Raw genomic sequence first — 18,487 nt, forward strand, 5'->3', positions numbered from 1 at the left:
ATACTCGGTCCGGCAAAAGGCTGTCCCATAGGCGGGCAGTGCAAGGATGCGGGGCAAGACGGGATTTACAGATAATATAGAGGCAGGACGGGCGATGGAGAAGCGGCGACAGATCCAGATGCCGCAGCTTCTCATGGCGCTGGCGGTGGAAGAAGGAGGTCGCAGTAAAATCCTGCGTTAATACAGGAATTTATGCCATCTGAACCGATATTTTATTACATTCCTGTAAAAGTGCATTATTTCCGCCGATTTTGGCTTTTTATCTACTGCACAGCCTGAAATTCATGCAGTTTTGCAGGAATCCCTGCTACGGGCGAAACCTCATAATAGAAAGCTGCATTTCTGCATTATTTCGACATTTCGGCAAGCCGGGCTTTGAGAATTAGGGGCTGTCTCACTACAGCGAAACACTGCTGATGGGACAGCCCCTCTTGCGTTCAGGCCAGGCCCTGCCCCCGCCCCCTGCCTGCCACGCCTCCGCTCGGCCGGCCTGTCCGGCCATCCGGTTGAAGCTGTGAGCGAGCACACTCAACTCGTCCTCGCCGCGCACGGTCAAGCGCGTGCCGAACTTGCCGCTTCCGGCCAGCAGCATCGATTCCTTCAACCGCTTGATTCGCCTCGTCACGGTCGAGGAGAACAAATAACCGAGCATAAGGCCAGCAGGACCGACAGCACGAACCCGATCGCCGTATAGGATCGGATGACGTCAGTCGACTGATAGAACAGGCCATGCGGCATCCGTGCTTCGATCGTCCAGTCGTTCGAAGCCAGCTTCGTATTCCATATCATATCATCCGGCTTGGCGGCCTCCGCCGCCGCCGTACGGTAGATCGTCCGTCCCGCGCCGTCCGTAATCGTCAGCATGGCATGCGTATCCTTTTCGAAGGAAGAGAACAGCGCGGACAAGTTATCCGCTTTCATTTCCAGCAGGATGCGCCCGTTCCGCAGCGGCCCGCTCTGGTTGCGAATCGGGACAACCAGGCCGAGCACCCTTTCCTCCTTGTCCGCCTTCTTGTAATGGCGTGGCGTGTACAAGCCGGGCAGTACTCGCCGTTGTAGTCGGGCGGCATCGCCTGCCACCACGGCTCCGCGAACAGCAGGCTCGTATCGATGCTGTTCTCGCCATAGAAATAACCGGATTCGGTCACGATAAAAATGCCCCGATCCTTGGCCGTCCGCAGCGCATTCAGCATTTCTTCCAGCTCATATTGATCCTTCAGCTCCCCGTAAGTCGACGGGATCTCGGTATACAGCACCCGTCTGGCCGGGTTCAGCAGATAAGACTGAATGTAGCCGGCCATCAGCTGCAGACGATTCAGCTCGGTGTCCAATTGATGCTGAAGCTGCATCACCGAATTCGAGCCGTAGCGCCCGAATTGCTCCTGCAGCAGCTTGGACGACTTGAAATAGGACAACAGGCCAAGCGTGAACAGCGGCAAGACGGCCGCCCCAAGGAACAGCCCGACCAGCTTGACGCGCAGATTGCGCCGTGGCCAAGGGATGCGGGCCATAGGCAATTCTCCTTCTGCGGTGTCGCGGCGATGTGGTGTCCTTACTATATCAAGGAAGGACAAGAGAAAAAGACACACGATTTTACTGCTGCAATGGCGTGTGTCCTTCCAAATCAAGCTTATCGAATCTCCTGTCGGCCTCTTCCCTATTCGCTGCGCGGGCGCGCATATTCATGGGGCCAGCATGAGGAAGACGCTCGATGTCCACGTAAAGGCCCGGTCGCGCAGCCCTTCCCCTGTCAGGGCATCGAAGTTCTCCGCCATGCCGCTGCGGGCGGCCATATCGCAGAAGCGGCGCGCCGCCTCGGCGGCCAGCTCTTCCTCGCCGCTACGAGCAAGGCCGTCGACGAGCAGCATCATGACCGGGGCCCAGATCGGGCCGCGCCAATAGCCGTCCGGCTCATAGGCCGGGCTTCCGATGCTCTCCGTCGCGAAGCCGTGCGGCGTGAAGAAGCGCTGCTCATCCGCCAGCGCCTGCACGAGCGCCGCGCAGATCTCCTGCGGCAGCCGGCGTCCGAGCACGATCGGCAGGCACGCGATCAGGCTGTCCTCGCCGATCGGCTCATGCGTGCCGGTGCGCACGGCCGTCATGCGGCCGTCCCGCCAGCATCCGCTCCAGCGTCCGATCCGCTCGCCGGCTCCAGGCTGCCGCCTCTTCCGGACGCGCCAGCCAGCGGGCGATCTCGGCCAGCGCATCGCACTGCAGCACGAGATAAGCCCCCAGATCGGGGCTCTCCACGGCGCCCGGCTCGTGGAAGATCGTGCTGTTGTCCCAGCCGCTCTCATTGCCGTGGCTGTATTGCGGCATGCCGTCTCCGTCATCGTCGCAATAATGGGACCACCACTCGCTCCACCGGGAGAGCGGCCCGTACACCTCCTGGAGCTGCTCGGGGCCGATCCATTCGCTGCGCTCCATCATCCAGGACAGCGTCCAGCCGTGAATTGGCGGCTTGCAGCAGTTCCAGAGAGCGTATTTGTCGTTCATGAAGTCCGGCAGCACTCCGCTCTTGTCCTGGCGATCGAAGAAGATCATGAACTGATCCCACGCCAAGGCCGGCTGCTCGCGAATGAGCGCCATCGCGTTGAAGCAATGATCCCAGCTCCAGATGTTGGTCATCCAGTTCTTGGACATATACATCGCCGGCCGCGGCAAATACCCGTCCGCCGGAACGACGCAGGACCAGGTAATATAGGCGGCAAGGAGACAGCCCTCCTCATAGGCGGCCGGGCAAGACGGCGCCGGGCTGTGCGGACTTGGGGGGCCAGATGTCCGGCCGCGCCGCGCGCTTCGTTCGTTTGTTCGGCGCGAGGGGTTATTTTGTCTTGTCCCGCCTGCTCCCGCTCCCGAGGTAAAAGTTCGAGCGCAAAGAAACAAGCCGGCGTATTGGCGCCGGCTTGCGGATCAGTTCTTAATCGTTGCTTTGCTTTCTACATAGGCAACCACATCCTGTACGGTAACATATTTGGCCGCGTCGATATCCTCGCTGGGGAACTCGAAATCAAATGCTGTCTCTAAAGCAACAATCATTTTAATAAAAGTGATGGAGTGAATACCCAGGTCGGATAAATGACGGTGCGGACCGATCTGTTCGAGGGGAAGCGCAATCTCTGCATTCGCTCCGATGATTGCCTTGATCTTGGAGAGGATATCCGTATGCTCCTCCGCTTGATCCGGTACATGCCCCTCGTTTGCAGTCAGTATTTTTTCAGGCAAAGGCAGCGCCTTTCTGTCTATTTTCCCGTTAAGCGTGTATGGCATGTGGTCCAGCCTAATGAAGTAGGAAGGGATCATATAATCAGGCAGGCTGTGACTCAGGAACTCCCGCAGCGCTCCCGGATGCAGTTCATGCTCGGCGATGACATAGGCACATAAATATTTATGATTGTCTTGATCCTGCCATGAAGCCACAGCGGCCTGTTGTATATACGGATGTTCCATCAAGGCGCCTTCCACTTCTTCCACTTCGATCCGGTGCCCTCTTATTTTCACTTGATTATCGATTCTTCCGCGGTATTGCAGGTTGCCATCCGGCAGCAGCTTCACCCGATCCCCGGTCTTGTACATTCGTTCCCCGGGAATACATGGATTAAGAACAAACCGCTCCGCCGTAAGCTCCGGCCGATGTGCATATCCTCTGGCAAGTCCGCTTCCTCCGATGCACAGCTCCCCTTCTTCCCCGGCGGGAACAGTATGATTGCTCTCATCCATAATATAGACATGCGTATTCAGGATAGGCTTGCCGATATCCATGTCGTTTTTCGCGGTGACATCGCTCACCGTAGACCATATTGTCGTCTCTGTCGGTCCATATAAATTATAAATTTTAGCGCTTGTCTTCCTTCGCATAGGGTTCAACAAGGATTGGGGGAAAGCTTCCCCGCCGATCATGATTTCCTTCAAGCCGCGCAGACATTCGAACGGCTCATTATCACGGCTTGCTAACAGCCGCATCATAGATGGGGTGGCTTGCAGCATATCAATGTCGTTATGCCGGATAAAATCAGCGAGCAATCTCGGATTTTTGGGCATCTCCTCATCGGCCATCACGACGGTCAACCCTCTGGTCAAAGGAAGCAGCGCTTCCAGCACAAAAATATCAAATGAGATCGTCGTTAAGGCGAGGATTTTCTTGCCTTCCGCAAAATCAATCACTTCGGACATCCCATCAAAAAAATTGACAACCGACTTGTGCTCAATCATGACTCCCTTCGCCTGGCCTGTCGAACCTGATGTATAGATGATATAAGCCAAATCATCCGCTGCCGGTTCTTCGCATTCATTTTCGTTGCACTCAGGGTTAGCCGTGTACAGCTCATCAATATATAGCACTTTGACATGTTCCCCTGCCGCCTCCAGACCTGAATGGGTTAATAAGAAGGAGGCACGGCTATCCGTCAGCATGTAAGTCTTCCGCCGTTCCGGGTATTCCGGATCAATGGGAAGATAGGCGGCGCCCACTTTGAGAATGGCCAGCATGCCGGCAATCACGTCAATCGATCTTCTCATCATGAGGGCAACGGTATCTTGCTTCTCCACCTTTTCCATTCGTAAACCAGCGGCAAGCGAATTTACTTTATTCGATAATTCAGCGTATGTAATCCTCTCATCCTTGCACGTAATGGCCGTATAGTGAGGAACGCTGCGGGCCATTTCCTCGAAAAAGCTGTATATGGTTCTATGTTTCACGCCATTTTGCGTATAGTCTGTTTTTTCGAATAACAAGACATCCACCTCACTTCCATAATGCCCAGCCACAGCCCAACCGGGATTAGCCCGTGCGTAAAAACACCGTCTGCTCTCTCGTAATTCCCAGCGTATCTCTAACCATTCTGCACAGCACGCTTCGCAGCCCGCATTCCACATATCGCCCCACGCCGGCGAGATGCATATTCTCCAAGGTGTGCACCCATAAGACGGGGGAATACAGCTGTTGTACGATGTTTACTTTAATTTGGTCCGCATTGGTCTCCATTTCGCCGGTCACATTCATATAGACGGGGATGCTTGGATCAGCAAATGGGACGCTTTGTATTTCTTCTTTATAAATGGCTGCGGCAGGCTCCATCAGCTTGCAATGAAAGGGCCGATTGACGCGGATAGGCATCACTTTGCCTCCGAATTCGTTCGCAATCTGGCTGAAAGCCTCAAGCCCTTTCCTGTTGCCCGCTATAGTCACTTGCTTTTTGGAACTGTAATTCGCCACTTTTACATAGCCGCTGTGAATATGGGAGCACATCATATCGCACATCTCGGCCGGCAGATTCACGGCTGCCATACTATAAAAGCCCTCCCGCAGCACGGAATGAGAGGCTGCAACCAATTGCTTGACCAACTCGAACGAATCGCGTACAGAGACGACTTGCGCCGCCGCTAAGGCGGCATATTCGCCGAGCGAGAAGCCGGCCACGGCCTGAAAAGAAAATCCTCTCTTCACCGCCAGCGTGAATGCGCATAAATCAATCGTCAGCGTGCTGGGCAGAGAATAGATTTCATGCTGAAAGGTCTCTTCTTCTCCGTAAAAACATAATTCCGCCATATCGTAGCCCATCACTTCGCTGGCGATGTTAAATAAGCGGCGGCAATCTTCATCTGCCTCATAAAACTCCTGTCCCATCCCGATATATTGGGACCCCTGTCCGCCAAAGAGACATGCGGTCTTCATTCTATTGGTCATTGCGCTTCCACCTCTTCTTCATGAAGGTTGGCTTTCCAAGCTCCGGTAAAATTCGGCTTGCGTCGTATACAAGGTATAATATTCGCCCTGCTCCCGCATTAATTGTTCATGGTTCCCCAATTCAACCAGTTCTCCCGCTCTCATGACCGCAATACGATGGCAGAACCGGCAGCTGGACATGCGATGTGAAATATAAACCGTTATTTTGTCTTTGGTTAAGCCGGCAAAATTAGAATAGATGTCATATTCGGCCTTTGGCGAGAGCATTGCCGTTGGTTCATCTAAAATAATAAACGGAGAATTTTTATACAATGCCCGGGCGATGGCGAGCTTTTGCTGCTGCCCGCCTGATAACTCGATTCCTTCCTGGCTGAAAAGACGGCCGAGCTCGGTATGTATGCCCTGTGGCAGCTGATCGATGGTTTGGCCAAGACTCAGATCGCTGACTATCTCTGAAATGTCGCCTTCCTTCGCCTCGCGATCAAACACGATATTTTCGCGCAATGAAAATTGTAAAATATTAAAGTCTTGAAACACGGCCGTGACTAAATTCATATAAGAATTAAAGCGAATTCGGTTGATGTCGATGCCGTTAATCAAGATTTGTCCTTTTGACGGTTGATACAACCGCAACAGCAGCTTGATCAGCGTTGTTTTGCCCGCGCCATTTTCACCAACAATGGCTAATTTTTCATGCGGCAATATCGTAAGATTCAAATTTTTAATCGTATAGTGCTCTTGCTGCGGGTATTTAAACCATACATTAATCAATTCGATTTCGAGCTGTTCCGCATCGAATTCGATCGCTGCAGCCTCCCTGCCCGCCGGATCCGGTTCATGAGAAGACACGGTGTGCACATAATGAAAATAGGTTGACAGATGCATGCCGGCTTTTTGCAGGGAAATGATGCAGGATGAGATGCCGGACAGAGCGGATGCAAAGACGCCTAAACTGCTGATGTAAACGACAACCTCCGCTAACGAGATAACTTCTGTAAAGGCGAGCCAGCCGATAAACAAATAGACCGATCCATTCACGATAACCTGCAATGTATTAGAAACGATGCCCATGATTGTAAATGAATTGACTGCTTTTGTTACATCCTTTTTCATATGATGGAAATAGTAATTCATCTTCTCGACGATCCATTGCCCCAGTTGGTTGATTCTCATTTCCTTGGCGTACGCAAAATCAGTGGATAGCTCTTGAAAGTAGCCGATGCGGCGTCCGATATTGAGGAGAGAATGGCTCCATACATTGAATTCCTTTTCTGCCGCAATCGTATTTAAGATGACGCTTACCACATAGGTCAGCAGCAGGATGACGAAAATAGAGGGTTCCAGCGTGACCAGGATACCGATGACGCCAAGAAACTGAAAGGTGTTGGAGATGAGCTGTTTGGAATCGATAATCGTATTTTTTAAATCCATGAAATGGGCTTGCCCCGGATAAAAAATTTCCATCGCTTTTTGTCTGTCGTCCATGAGTTGGGGATCTTCGATTTGGTCATAGGATAAAGACATCGTTTTTCGATTAACTTCTTGCAGGAACATCGTTTTAAAATGGAGTATTTTCTTCTGCTCGTATGTCCAAAACACGCCATCTATGGCGCGCAGCGTCAATTCGATAAGACACATCAGCAGGATATAGAGAAGCGCATGCGTCCATCTTGCGCTCGCCGTCAACTCATCCACAATGAGTTTTAAGAAAATGATGCTGTTAAAGGGGTGTATCGCTTTGACGGCGACGATGAACACCGTATTCACAATGTAAATTTTATCGAATCTCCATATCTTGCTGTAGAGACGAAAAATGTTATGGAAATACATGATGAGCTCTTTGGCTCTATCCAGCAATGTCCCCAATCCGCTCCCCTCCGTCTATAGGCAACCTTCCATTCTCTACACTGATTCCTTATAATACTGCGACTGTATTTCATACATCTCTTTATAGAGACCGTTGCGGTGAATCAGTTCGTTGTGAGTTCCGTATTCTGCGATTTCTCCGTCATCCAACACGCAAATCTTGTCGCTAATCGATGAACTGCTCAAACGATGGGATATAAAAATGGTGGTCTTGTTTTTAATCATTTGTGAAAAGTGAATATACATCTCATTTTCCGCGATCGGAGACAAGCTGGCGCTTGGTTCATCCAAAATGATGACAGGACTCTGCTTATACATGGCCCGGCAAAACGCGATTCGCTGCGCTTGTCCTCCCGATAGCTCCACCCCGTCCCGGTCGAACCTTCTTGATAACACCGTTCTTTCCTGATGAGGAAGCGATTGAATTTTGGCTGATAGATTATTTTGTTCCAATAAGGAATGAACCGCAGCATCATGCTCTTCTGCCTCTTTAAACGTAATATTTTCGTAGACGCTGACGGCAAATATTTTATAGTCTTGAAATATAGTGGCTAAGACATTCATGTAGCTGTCATAATCATAATCTTTGATATTCACGCCGTTATACAGAATGGCTCCGGACGTTACATCATACAGCCGCATCAACAGCTTGATAAGCGTTGTCTTGCCTGCTCCATTTTCGCCTACGATAACAAGGCATTCGCCTGGTTCTATCGTCAAATTGATATTTTTCAAAATCGTTCTCGGATCGTTGGGGTAGTGAAAAGAAACGTTGACGAATTCAAATTTCCCCGGCGCTTCTCCCGCTTCGATCACAATTTGTTGTGAATGATCCCGCAGGTCGCTTTGGCGTCGGAGAAAAACAAAGAAATCATTGATGTAATGATTGATCGTGTACAGATTGATCATATGGTCAAATAGGGCGCGAAAGCTGTCGCTGAATTGTCTTACCGCATTCATCAACACAACAAAATTGCCTATGGTGAGTCCCCTGAAAATGACGGAATACACGAGCGTCACCAAGATGGCGATTTCTTGGGCCACATTAATGCCTATATTCAGTAGCAGTCCTTTTCGTTCATTTTTATTGATTTTGTCGAATAACGAAAAAAATTCTTTTCTGTTTTCATCCCCTTTGCGGATGACGAAGTTTTCAAGGCTGAATAATCGAACCTCTTTCGCGAATTTCAACTCCGTAGCAAGCTGGATAATATAGCGCCACTTTCGGTCAACAGGCAATGACTCTCTATGAATTTGGTAGTTTTTGTTCTGGACTCGGATGCTGATGGCCGTATTCAGAATCGAGACCGCCAGTACAATGACAATGAGGAGCGGATTCGACATGGTTGCTAGATACGCAATGAAGGTCAATTGCAGGAGCGCAACAAAAATGCCGTTGACCGCGGCTAAGTACTTTTCTAAATTATCGCCGTTTGCCAACACAAAGGAAGCTCGATTCATTTCCCGGATAATGGATTGATCCTCCGTATTTTTATAATCCATTTCGATTGATTTTTTGCAGAACATGGCCGTCAAGGGAACGAGCAGCCATTTGGAATGCAGTGTCGTTGCGCTTTTGGTATAGATTTGCGCATTCGTGATGATGAGCTGGCAAGCCAGCATCAATAACGTAATGTTCACGATATACGGCAATCCATAATGGAATTGAATTGCATCGAACAAATATTTAAAGTAAACAATGGTGATAAACGGGGCTATCGCGTGACTGATGATGTAAAATAAGGAGATCAGGATGTAAAATTTATGGTGCAGAAAAATGATTGCAAACAAATCCATCAGATTTTTTAATATATTGAGTTGCACTTCTGTAGCCTCCTACGTCGCATATGCAGCAACAGAACGAGAGCCCATCTTCAGTGCGGCCGCCCCAAAGATCACGCAGGGACTTAGATCCCTGCATGATCTCCGTGCGTGCGAGCGGCCTAGACACTTCCCGACTGCACCTCGCCAGCTTTGAATTGCTCGATGAATTTGTCTAACGTATGATGTAACTTGTCATTCGTAAAAATCTCTTGTAAATTCTTCATGAACCAATGAAGAATTTCTCTCACTTCCTCATCGCTTATATAGCTCTTTTTATACGAGGCGGAAATATGGTAAATCTGATTCAGTTTTTTAACCTCCAGATCCAAGATGAACTTCGGAATATTCACAGCGTAAGGTATATCTTCCGTCTCTCTGAACTTCTTCAATGAATTATCTTCAAAGTCCATATAGAAATGGAATTGAGCGCCAGCCTCTTTGAAATCCCTTATGATATGGTTATACTGATAAAATTGATTTTTAATTCCTCCAATTGTTTGAGTTGTTACATTTGTAATATGTTCGTCGAGGGTAAGCTGCGGCGTCATCTCGACTCGAATCGGTATTAGATTCGTAAACACGCCGATGCAATTTTTAAATTCCGGCTCATATCGGTTCAGCATAGGCGTTACAATCGAAATGTCGCTTCGGTTCGTAAACATGCGGAGCGCAAGCGCATAGGCGCTTAACAAGATCGTAAACATCGTCGTATTTCTTGACTTGGCAATCGCCAGCAACGCATCGGCCAAGTCAGAACTGATGTGGACGGAAGCATCGCCATATGAAGCATCATTTGCCGCTTTGCGTTCGAGAGGATTGGTGAAATCAAACCCATGAAGTTGATGCTTCCAGTAATCCCCCATTTCGGCGTATTCTTTTGCAGCGTAAAATGTCTTTTCAAATTCGACATACTTGGAGTACGGGCACAGAGGTTTACCGTTGGTGTGCTGCTTCCCGAAGGCCTCCATCTGTTCCTGCAGGAGCGTTGTCGAGTAGCCGTCGAGTAAAATATGGTGGATGTCAAATAATAATAGCTTTTGTTCCGGGGCTTCAAATAGAGTCAAATGAAACAGCGGGTATTCGCTAAGCTTGAATGTTGTTACATACTTGGTAAAGTCGATATCATCCACGGAAGCAACCTGGACACGTTGAATCTCGACCGGCTTCATTGGGTTGACGCACTGCACCAGTTTATTGTTCACCGTGGTAAACGTCGTTCTTAACATATCGAACTGCTCCACGAACTTGTTCACATTCACGACCAGATCTTCATATTCATCGCCTGATTTGTCAGAGACAAAGCCGATATTATAGACATGCTTATGACTGCTGAGCCGGTAATCGAAATAGATTCTTTCCTGCGGACAGCTCATATCATAATAAACGATGTCCGTCTGTTGTTCCTGATCGCGGAATGAAGCCTCTTTTCCCTTGCTCTTCTCCGCGCTTTCCATCCTTTCCATTCGCGAAGCAATATACTCGGACAGACTGTGTATGGAATCAAATTCAAACAAATCCGCGATTTTGACGATATTGGGATAGAGCTTTTCAATCGTATCGTGCATCTCGGTCAGCAGAATGGAGTCGCCGCCCATTTCAAAAAAGCCTTCGTAAATATCCACTTCTTCATATCCCAAAATATCGCAATATATTTTTCCGATTTGCTTTTCGACCGGTGTATAAAGTCCTTCCAGCTTCCCTGTCAGTTTAATGTCCTTGCCGGAAGGACTTGCCTGCTTCGCCTCTTGAACGGGTCGAGAAGGTGCTAGCTCAACAAGGATTGGAGCTGCGGCTTCACTGATCGGCTTTTTATAAGCCTCTTTATAAATTTTCGCCGTGAAGCTGGGAGCCACTGCATTGCGGCTATTTTTCAACAGCGGGATCAAGTCAACGTCTTCATTGAACTGGCCGATGACGACACGCTGCGGCTTGCTTCGGAGCAACTCGTTCAGCGCATTTGTGGCCTCGCGATTGGTGATGGCTTTGGTCACTGTATCTATATTGGTGCCCTGTTTATGCGCCATGCCCGTTTCTTTCCAGGCAACCCAGTTCACAGTATACGTATGTCTTCCTTGGGCATTCAAGTAATCGGTGAACGCATCCAAAAATGCGTTGGCCGCCATATAACAGCTTTGCCCTGGTTCACCCGCATCGGTCACATTGGATGAATGCAGGAGCATGAAATCCAACTGATCGTTGCGCGTAAATTCCGCCAAGTTCCAGGTTCCCCTTATTTTTGGCGCGAAGACACTCAGGTAGCTCTCCTTTTCCTTCCTCAGCATGAAGCTCGGTTGAATGACGCCCGCACAATGCACGATCCCGTTTATTTTTTTATACTTCGTACGTACGGACTCAAGCATGGCCTGCACATCATCCGCATTGCTCACATCGCACGCGATAAATTCCAGCGTAGAGCCGTTCTTCTTTATTTGCTTGAACTCCTTAATCTGTTCCTGATACCCTTCCTGCGACTCATAGGCTTCCCACACCGATTCATCCGGAAATCCTTTTCTGCTTAACAGAATAAGATTGCACTTCGCCTGCTCGCTGAACAGTTTGGCATTTTGAATGCCGATGCCGGAGGTGCCGCCCGTAATAATATAGGTCCCTCCCTGTACAATCCGGTTTGCCGTCTCCGGTTGCATCTCGGCTTCACCGAACTCCTCAACATAGCTTATGCCTTGGCGCAAGCCAATCACATACATCGGATGATCCGCGAACAGTTGGCCAATGATCTGCTTCACATCGGTATCCATGTCCGTATCAATAGCGCGGCAGCTTATATTCGGAATTTCTTGCTCAATGACTTTGCCGAGACTTAACACCGTGGCATGATGAGGCAGCAGCCGCTGCTCTTCTCCTGAGATTCGATATGCATTACAGGCAACAAGCACGAGTTGGACAGGTTGATCCAGACGCGCTTTCACCAATCCTTTGACCAAATGAACCACATTGAAGAAGCCATTTTCGAATTCCTCATACATGTCATGAATGTTGCTCGCTTCCGCATCCCGATAAGCGCCGACATGTACGATCTTGCCGATCGGGATATCCGACAGCTGCAAGAACAATTCCTTAAAATCGTCAGCATGGTTCCCGATGCGGTAACGATCGTGATCGATTTGTGTAAAACCGATATCTGACGCAAACACCTCAATCACTCTTACGCCTTCTTCTCTCAGTGCGCGGGCAAGAAGGGGGGTGCCATGGCTATCGCTATGAACCAGTACGCAGGTCTCCTCTTGCAGCGGCAAGGTAACCGTAAGTTCATCCTGAACCACCCAGCGCTTATGGTGGAAGAAATGGTCATATACCGTTTTCTCGCGTTGCACCGGCGTTTCTGTGACCGGTATCGGATACCAAGCATGATGTCTTGCATACGGGTAAGTCGGCAAATGGAGCTTCTGATACGGTTCGTTATACAAAGCGCTCCATCTGACGGCTGCGCCTTTAATATAGCAGTTGATAATAATATGCAATGCTGCGGCATTCTGCTTATCCGCTTTGGCGCAATACGCATTCGCCTCATCGCTTATCTGTTGCTGCTCCTTCGAAGTGATCTCATGCGGGTATTTCTCTTTCTTGCTTTCCGGAACAATCGAGTAATAACCGCACCGGCACCAATCATTCGCGATCTGAGCAAAGGATTCAAACTTGGCCAATTCCGTCAGCTTCACCAGCAGCTCATGCTGATGATGATAGATAAATGCCACACGATGAGAATAATGCTTCCTTCCCCTATGTAGCGTGCAGGTGAGATCCATCAGATCGACGTTCGTGTTCTCCCGCAAATAAGCGCGATAGCGACGGATTAATTGAAATACGGCTTGCTCCGTTCGGGCCGATACCGTAAAGATGTACGGGTGCTTGCGGCTGGTTTTGGCGCGTCTCGCCGCCTTGGGCGCCTCTTCCAAAATAATGTGCGCATTCGTTCCGCTCATTCCAAATCCGCTTATCCCGATGATTGCCTTTTCCCCTTTTGCCTTCAGCGGAGTAGCTTTGTCGACAACATATAAAGGGGAATGAATAAAGTCGATATTTTGGTTCGGCGCCTGAAAATGCAGGGTAGGCGGGATAAGCTTATGCTGCAGCGCGAGGATGCATTTGAATAAGCCGCACATCCCGGCCGCTTCATTCGCATGGCCGATATTGGTTTTCACCGATCCGATGCCGCATATTTGTTTGTGGTCGGTATATGCTTCGAATGCGTTATGGATTCCCCTGATCTCGATCGGATCGCCTAGTTGCGTGCCCGTGCCATGCGCTTCGATATAACTGATATCGTGAGCCGTCACACCCGCATTTTGCCAAGCCTTTTGGATCGCTTCCGATTGCGCCAAGAAGTTCGGAGCGGCAATGCCAAACGAACTTCCATCCTGATTAATCGCACTTCCTTTTATGACGGCATAGATGGAGTCCCCATCCTTTTGCGCCTGCTTCAACGATTTGAGCAGAACGACTCCGACTCCCTCGGCAATGGCCGAACCGCTCGCATGATCACTAAAGGCCCGTGTTTTTTCTTCCGGGGATTCAAAGCCGATTCCGGTTCCGTCAGCCAGAGGAATCGCCATAATGGATGCTCCGCCAGCTAACGCCATTTGACATTTGCCGAATCGAATCTGCTCGCACGCCATATGCAGGGCAACCAGGGAGGACGAGCAAGCCGTGTCGATGACCATGCTAGGTCCCTTGAGATCGAACACATACGCGGCTCTGCTGGCGGTCATGCTCACTTGCCCGATCGGCAAAGCATCATTGAACAGCTTCGGATCCATTTCATATAAAAGCCGGTTATACGCATTGCCTATATTGGCCGTATACCCAAGAAATACGCCCGTATTCGTTCCCTTCACGCTATCTGCGCCATAGCCGGCATCGTCGATCGCATTGGAGCAGCATTGTAAAAAGAGACGCATGACCGGATCAAGCAAGGCCGCATCGCGCGGAGAGATTCCGAAAAAAGCATGATCGAATTTATTCACTTCATAAAGATATCCGCATTTTCTAAACTTGATTTGCTCTTCACTGAAGTTGCGCGCCCGCAGGTGCTTCGTAATATCAACCGATCTCTCCGGCGGGATATCCCTTACGACGTTGATGCCATGAATGAGAACCTCCCAATAACTGCGCAAATCGTTCCCAGCCGGAAGATCCAGTCCGACACCGATAATGGCGACACTGTCGTCATCCTGCTCCATGGAACTGGCCTCCACCGGCTTAACGTCAGGGTTCGGTGCAGCAGAATCGGATGGAATCGTGTCATGACATGCAGCTTCAACCGATATCGGTGCAACAGATATCGTGTCCCGGCTTATTCGTGCAGCAGCTTCGGCTTCCGGCTCGGGACAGGATGGATGGACTGGTGAAGCCATGTGATTGCTTATATGCTCTGCCAACAAGTTGATCGTCGGGTAGGAGAACAGATCGGTTACCTGCAATACACCAGGGAACACCTCATTCAAATCCTTATAAATAATGGACAATAAAATCGAATTGGCACCCAGCTCAAAGAAATTATGATGGACATTCATCTCCTCATAGCCGAGATTTTTGCAGCATACTTTAATGAGCGTGTCCTCGACATTCCCGTACTGTTCACGTTGACCGGCATCGGTTGAGCTTTTACGATTTTGGCTCTCATTCGCATTCTCGCGCAGCGCTTCGGCAATTCTAGGGGATAGCTGCATTGGGTATGTCTTTAACAGCATCGAAATTTTATCTTTAAGATTTAATCTCGCCACGACGACAGAGCCGCTGCCCTGCTGCAGCACGGAAAATAAAGCCTGGATCGCCTCCTTCGTCTTGATCGTCTGAAATAAGGTGTCAATGGTAAACTTCGATTTGACCGCCATGCCAATTTCAGACCATGTGGCCCAATTGACCGTAATACTTTTGCTTCCGCATGCTCTGCTGCGGTAATCGCTATAGCTGTCCAAATAAATATTGCCTGCAATATAACCGGGCAGATCGGCACTGCTAAAAATAGTGGAAATACTTGAGAACATCAGAAAGAAATCGAGGTTATGATCCCTAGTGAAATGATCAAGCATATACGTTCCAATCACTTTGGGCTTCAGTATGTTCGTGAGATGCTCCTCATTGAGCTGTTCGAATGTAATGCCCCCGCTGATTCCAGCGCCGTGAATGACCCCGTTAATCCTCCCATACTTCGTCTTCACGTATTGAAGGACGAATTGCAGCGCGTCCGCATCGGCAATATCGACCGCATGATACTCAATATGTTTCGTTTTGGCCTGAAGCAAGCGAAGCCGCTCGATCTTCTCGGCCATGTCGCTTTCCGGGCTGGTTCGCCGTATCGCATCCCATTCGGATGGGTCAGGGAGCCGGGTACGTCCGACAAGAATCAGGGACACATCTTTTGCGCGATGCGCCATTTCCATCGCCGTGGCAAAGCCTATCCCGCCTAAGCCGCCGCTAATGAAATACACCCCGTCATCTTGTATGACGAGTTGTTGGTTGTCAGTTTCCATTGCTGCTTCATGCAAGCCTTCATAATAGCGTGTATTGTCACGGTAAGCGACAATATCCATATTGGATACGCCACATATCTCATCGGCGATCCGGGTCCAATCGGTTTGATTATCCATGTCGATGCAGCAGGACGTTATATTTTTGAACATGCGGTTCAAAGACTTGCACAGCCCGAACAGACAGGAGTGGTTCGGATTTACATCCGCTTCGTCCCCGGTCACTTGAAAGCAATGGTTCAGAAGAGGCGTGATTTTCAAGCGATTTTCGTAATTCGCAAATTCACGATAGATGCTTACCACGCTCAACAGCTGTACTTTTTGTCTATCGAGCAATTGCTCAGCGGACCAGCTCTCTTGTTGGCCATGCAAATCGGCGATCACAATATGAGAAATGTCCTTATACGGTATCTCGCCGAATAACTGGCTGAAATATTTTTCAATGCCCGTTCTTTTCGCTTCGTCAATATCGATGCCCATCGTTTCAACAGCAAAAAATCGTTGGTTTACGCTCTCGCAGAATTCATCAATCTGATCCTCTTGCCGATGGATGACTAAGCATCTTCCCAGGTCATGGTTTTTGACGAGCGAATCGGCTTCGACGAAAACCCTTTTATAGAACAAATCAGAGGAAACGGGAACGAGTTCCTCCTCTTTTTTCGGATGATCCAATTTGCTTGCCAGCTCGGTCCAGCTTCTTTTTTTCTCTTTTTTGGGCAGCCAACAACGAGTTCGTTTGAAGGGGTAACACGGTATTGGAAGATGCTTCGGTTCCATCCCTTGGTAGAGCGCGCTCCAATCCATTTTGGCGCCATAACTGTACATTGTGGCCAAATAATCCAAATCGGCCTGCAATTCATCCTGACGGCTGCCGCTTCCCTCATTCATGAAGCTGGTATTGCAGCGTTCTAACGCCGATCGAATTTGAGAATAATCCATCTCTTTGGACTCATTGGGTTGGTCTTTGTAGTATACGCCATCGATATTCGTCCATTCGCTCGGGTCGGTCGTGGCTAAGCGGCTGAACATCGCAAGTAAATGATCGCGATTCGAAAAAACGACGGCTGCTCTTTGAGGATAATGAGCCCGGTACAGATTGGCATTGGCGGCAAAGAGGTTCACATCCACTTCATTTTTTTCAAGGTAGTCTTTATAGTGTTGCACTAGTGAAACCAGGCTTGCTAATGACTTGGCCGATAGGCCAAGCAGGTTGATGTCCGGCGCTTGCATAGGTTCATATTGATTGTCATATTCCTGCACAATGACATGACAGTTCGTTCCGCTGATACCGAACGCGCTGATGCCGCAAATTCGTAATCCATCCTTTGTCCATTCCCGGGTCGTGTTGCTGATATAGAAAGGAGAATCGCAAAAATCGATTTTTAAATTCGGTATATTGAAATGGCTTGCTCCCGGTATTTTTTTATGCTTGAGCGCCGCAAGCGCTTTGATAAAGGAAGCCACGCCAGCCGCTTCATATAGATGTCCAATATTGCTTTTGGATGAACTCAATCCGCAGAATTGCTTTTTATCAGTAAATTGTTCAAATGCGCTGGTTAGACCTCTAAATTCAATCGGATCGCCGAGCGCGGTCGCTGTCCCATGGGTTTCAATATAATCGATCTCTTCCACGGACACGCCGGATGATTCGAGTGCGTCCAGTATGACACTAGCTTGCGCGGCAGGATTGGGTGCCGTAATACTTGCGGAGGCGCCATCATTATTAATAGCCGTCCCCTTGATGACCGCATAAATATGATCCTTGTCTTGTTCTGCCGCCTTCAGCGGTTTTAACAAGACAACGGCCGATCCTTCTCCTATGGCCGCTCCGCTGGCGGAGTTATCGAAGGTCCTCGTTTTATTATCATCCGTTTCGAAGCCTACATTCATATCATCATACGCGATGGGAAAAGAGTGGAGCCGAATGCCGCCGGCAATCGCCATCGTACAAGTTCCGTTTTTGATGCTCATGCAGGCATCATGAATAGCCACCAGCGAGGAGGAGCATGCCGAATCGATAATCATCGTCGGCCCTTTCAAGTTCAATAGGTACGAAGCGCGCGAAGGCACCATACAAGGCATATTGCCGACATTGGAATATTTAATTAACTCCGGACTGTTATGAAATATATTCGTAGAATAATTATCTTTCGTCGAGCCTGGGGTATAACCAATGAAAATACCGGTCTTTGACCCATTCAGCATGTCCGGAGTGTATCCCGCATCATCAAATGCATGAAAAATCGTTTGCAGCAGGATCCGCTGAATCGGATCCATCACCTGTGCCTCAATCGGCGAGATTTTGAAAAACTCGTAATCGAATTCGTCGATCTGATCCAAATATCCCGCCTTATTATAGGAAATGCGTCCGTCCGGGTTCGGCATCATAAGTGAATAGAGCTGAGCCAGGTCTTCCAGGTCGTCTTGGCGGCCTTGCGGCAGATCTCGGATACAGTCGATATTATTTTCGAATATCCCCCAGAACTCCTCCAGGTTGTTCGTGCCGGCGATGTGCAGCCCTATGCCGATAACGGCTATATCATCGTCTTTATAAGGTGAACGATCGAGATGATTCATCGCGTTATCCCACTTTCCTCAAAGTTATCGTGAACCTAACTCGCAT

9 protein-coding genes and 1 pseudogene are annotated in these 18,487 nt (G+C 49.2%); 1 reads left to right on the forward strand and 9 read right to left on the reverse strand.

The window, feature by feature from the left end; translation table 11 throughout:
- Positions 1 to 46: 46 nt before the first annotated feature.
- Positions 47 to 181 (forward strand): hypothetical protein, encoded by a 135-nt coding sequence (locus DQX05_RS31650; protein ID WP_259391763.1) that lies wholly within the window; start codon positions 47 to 49, stop codon positions 179 to 181.
- A gap of 216 nt (positions 182 to 397) precedes the next feature.
- Here the strand turns inward: DQX05_RS31650 and DQX05_RS03460 are convergent, their stop codons facing one another.
- From DQX05_RS03460 to DQX05_RS03500, 9 genes and pseudogenes are all read right to left on the reverse strand, one after another.
- A complete protein-coding gene (locus DQX05_RS03460; RefSeq protein ID WP_119790906.1) occupies positions 398 to 652 on the reverse strand; it encodes a HAMP domain-containing protein in 255 nt (84 codons plus the stop codon).
- Entirely contained in the window at positions 622 to 990 is a 369-nt protein-coding gene (locus tag DQX05_RS03465) for a hypothetical protein (protein ID WP_119790908.1), read from the reverse strand. Before DQX05_RS03465 ends, DQX05_RS03460 begins: the two co-directional genes overlap by 31 nt.
- Entirely contained in the window at positions 918 to 1,511 is a 594-nt protein-coding gene (locus DQX05_RS03470) for a hypothetical protein (RefSeq protein ID WP_119790910.1), read from the reverse strand. Before DQX05_RS03470 ends, DQX05_RS03465 begins: the two co-directional genes overlap by 73 nt.
- A 146-nt stretch (positions 1,512 to 1,657) precedes the next feature.
- Positions 1,658 to 2,724: pseudogene (locus DQX05_RS03475) on the reverse strand (amylo-alpha-1,6-glucosidase); the annotation flags it as partial.
- Positions 2,725 to 2,913: 189 nt separating this feature from the next.
- Positions 2,914 to 4,734: a non-ribosomal peptide synthetase gene (locus DQX05_RS03480; RefSeq protein ID WP_182914607.1), complete on the reverse strand. Its 1,821-nt coding sequence runs from the start codon at positions 4,732 to 4,734 to the stop codon at positions 2,914 to 2,916.
- Between the two features lie 46 nt (positions 4,735 to 4,780).
- Positions 4,781 to 5,686, reverse strand: a complete 906-nt coding sequence (locus tag DQX05_RS03485; protein WP_119790914.1) for an ACP S-malonyltransferase — start codon at positions 5,684 to 5,686, stop codon at positions 4,781 to 4,783.
- Positions 5,687 to 5,704: 18 nt separating this feature from the next.
- Positions 5,705 to 7,444, reverse strand: a complete 1,740-nt coding sequence (locus DQX05_RS03490; RefSeq protein WP_182914608.1) for an ABC transporter ATP-binding protein — start codon at positions 7,442 to 7,444, stop codon at positions 5,705 to 5,707.
- Between the two features lie 144 nt (positions 7,445 to 7,588).
- Positions 7,589 to 9,079 (reverse strand): ABC transporter ATP-binding protein, encoded by a 1,491-nt coding sequence (locus tag DQX05_RS03495; RefSeq protein WP_259391779.1) that lies wholly within the window; start codon positions 9,077 to 9,079, stop codon positions 7,589 to 7,591.
- Positions 9,080 to 9,495: 416 nt separating this feature from the next.
- A complete protein-coding gene (locus tag DQX05_RS03500; RefSeq protein ID WP_119790920.1) occupies positions 9,496 to 18,441 on the reverse strand; it encodes an SDR family NAD(P)-dependent oxidoreductase in 8,946 nt (2,981 codons plus the stop codon).
- Between the last annotated feature and the right edge of the window lie 46 nt (positions 18,442 to 18,487).

Source organism: Paenibacillus thiaminolyticus, assembly GCF_003591545.1.
GTDB classification, from domain to species: Bacteria; Bacillota; Bacilli; order Paenibacillales; family Paenibacillaceae; genus Paenibacillus_B; species Paenibacillus_B thiaminolyticus_A.

Excerpts from the sequence above, each read along its gene's own strand:
- DQX05_RS31650 (WP_259391763.1), top strand. The coding sequence starts at position 47 with ATGCGGGGCAAGACGGGATTTACAGATAATATAGAGGCAGGACGGGCG.
- DQX05_RS03460 (WP_119790906.1), bottom strand. The coding sequence starts at position 652 with ATGCTCGGTTATTTGTTCTCCTCGACCGTGACGAGGCGAATCAAGCGG.
- DQX05_RS03470 (WP_119790910.1), bottom strand. The coding sequence starts at position 1,511 with ATGGCCCGCATCCCTTGGCCACGGCGCAATCTGCGCGTCAAGCTGGTC.
- DQX05_RS03485 (WP_119790914.1), bottom strand. The coding sequence starts at position 5,686 with ATGACCAATAGAATGAAGACCGCATGTCTCTTTGGCGGACAGGGGTCC.
- DQX05_RS03495 (WP_259391779.1), bottom strand. The coding sequence starts at position 9,079 with ATGTTCTGCAAAAAATCAATCGAAATGGATTATAAAAATACGGAGGAT.
- DQX05_RS03500 (WP_119790920.1), bottom strand. The coding sequence starts at position 18,441 with ATGAATCATCTCGATCGTTCACCTTATAAAGACGATGATATAGCCGTT.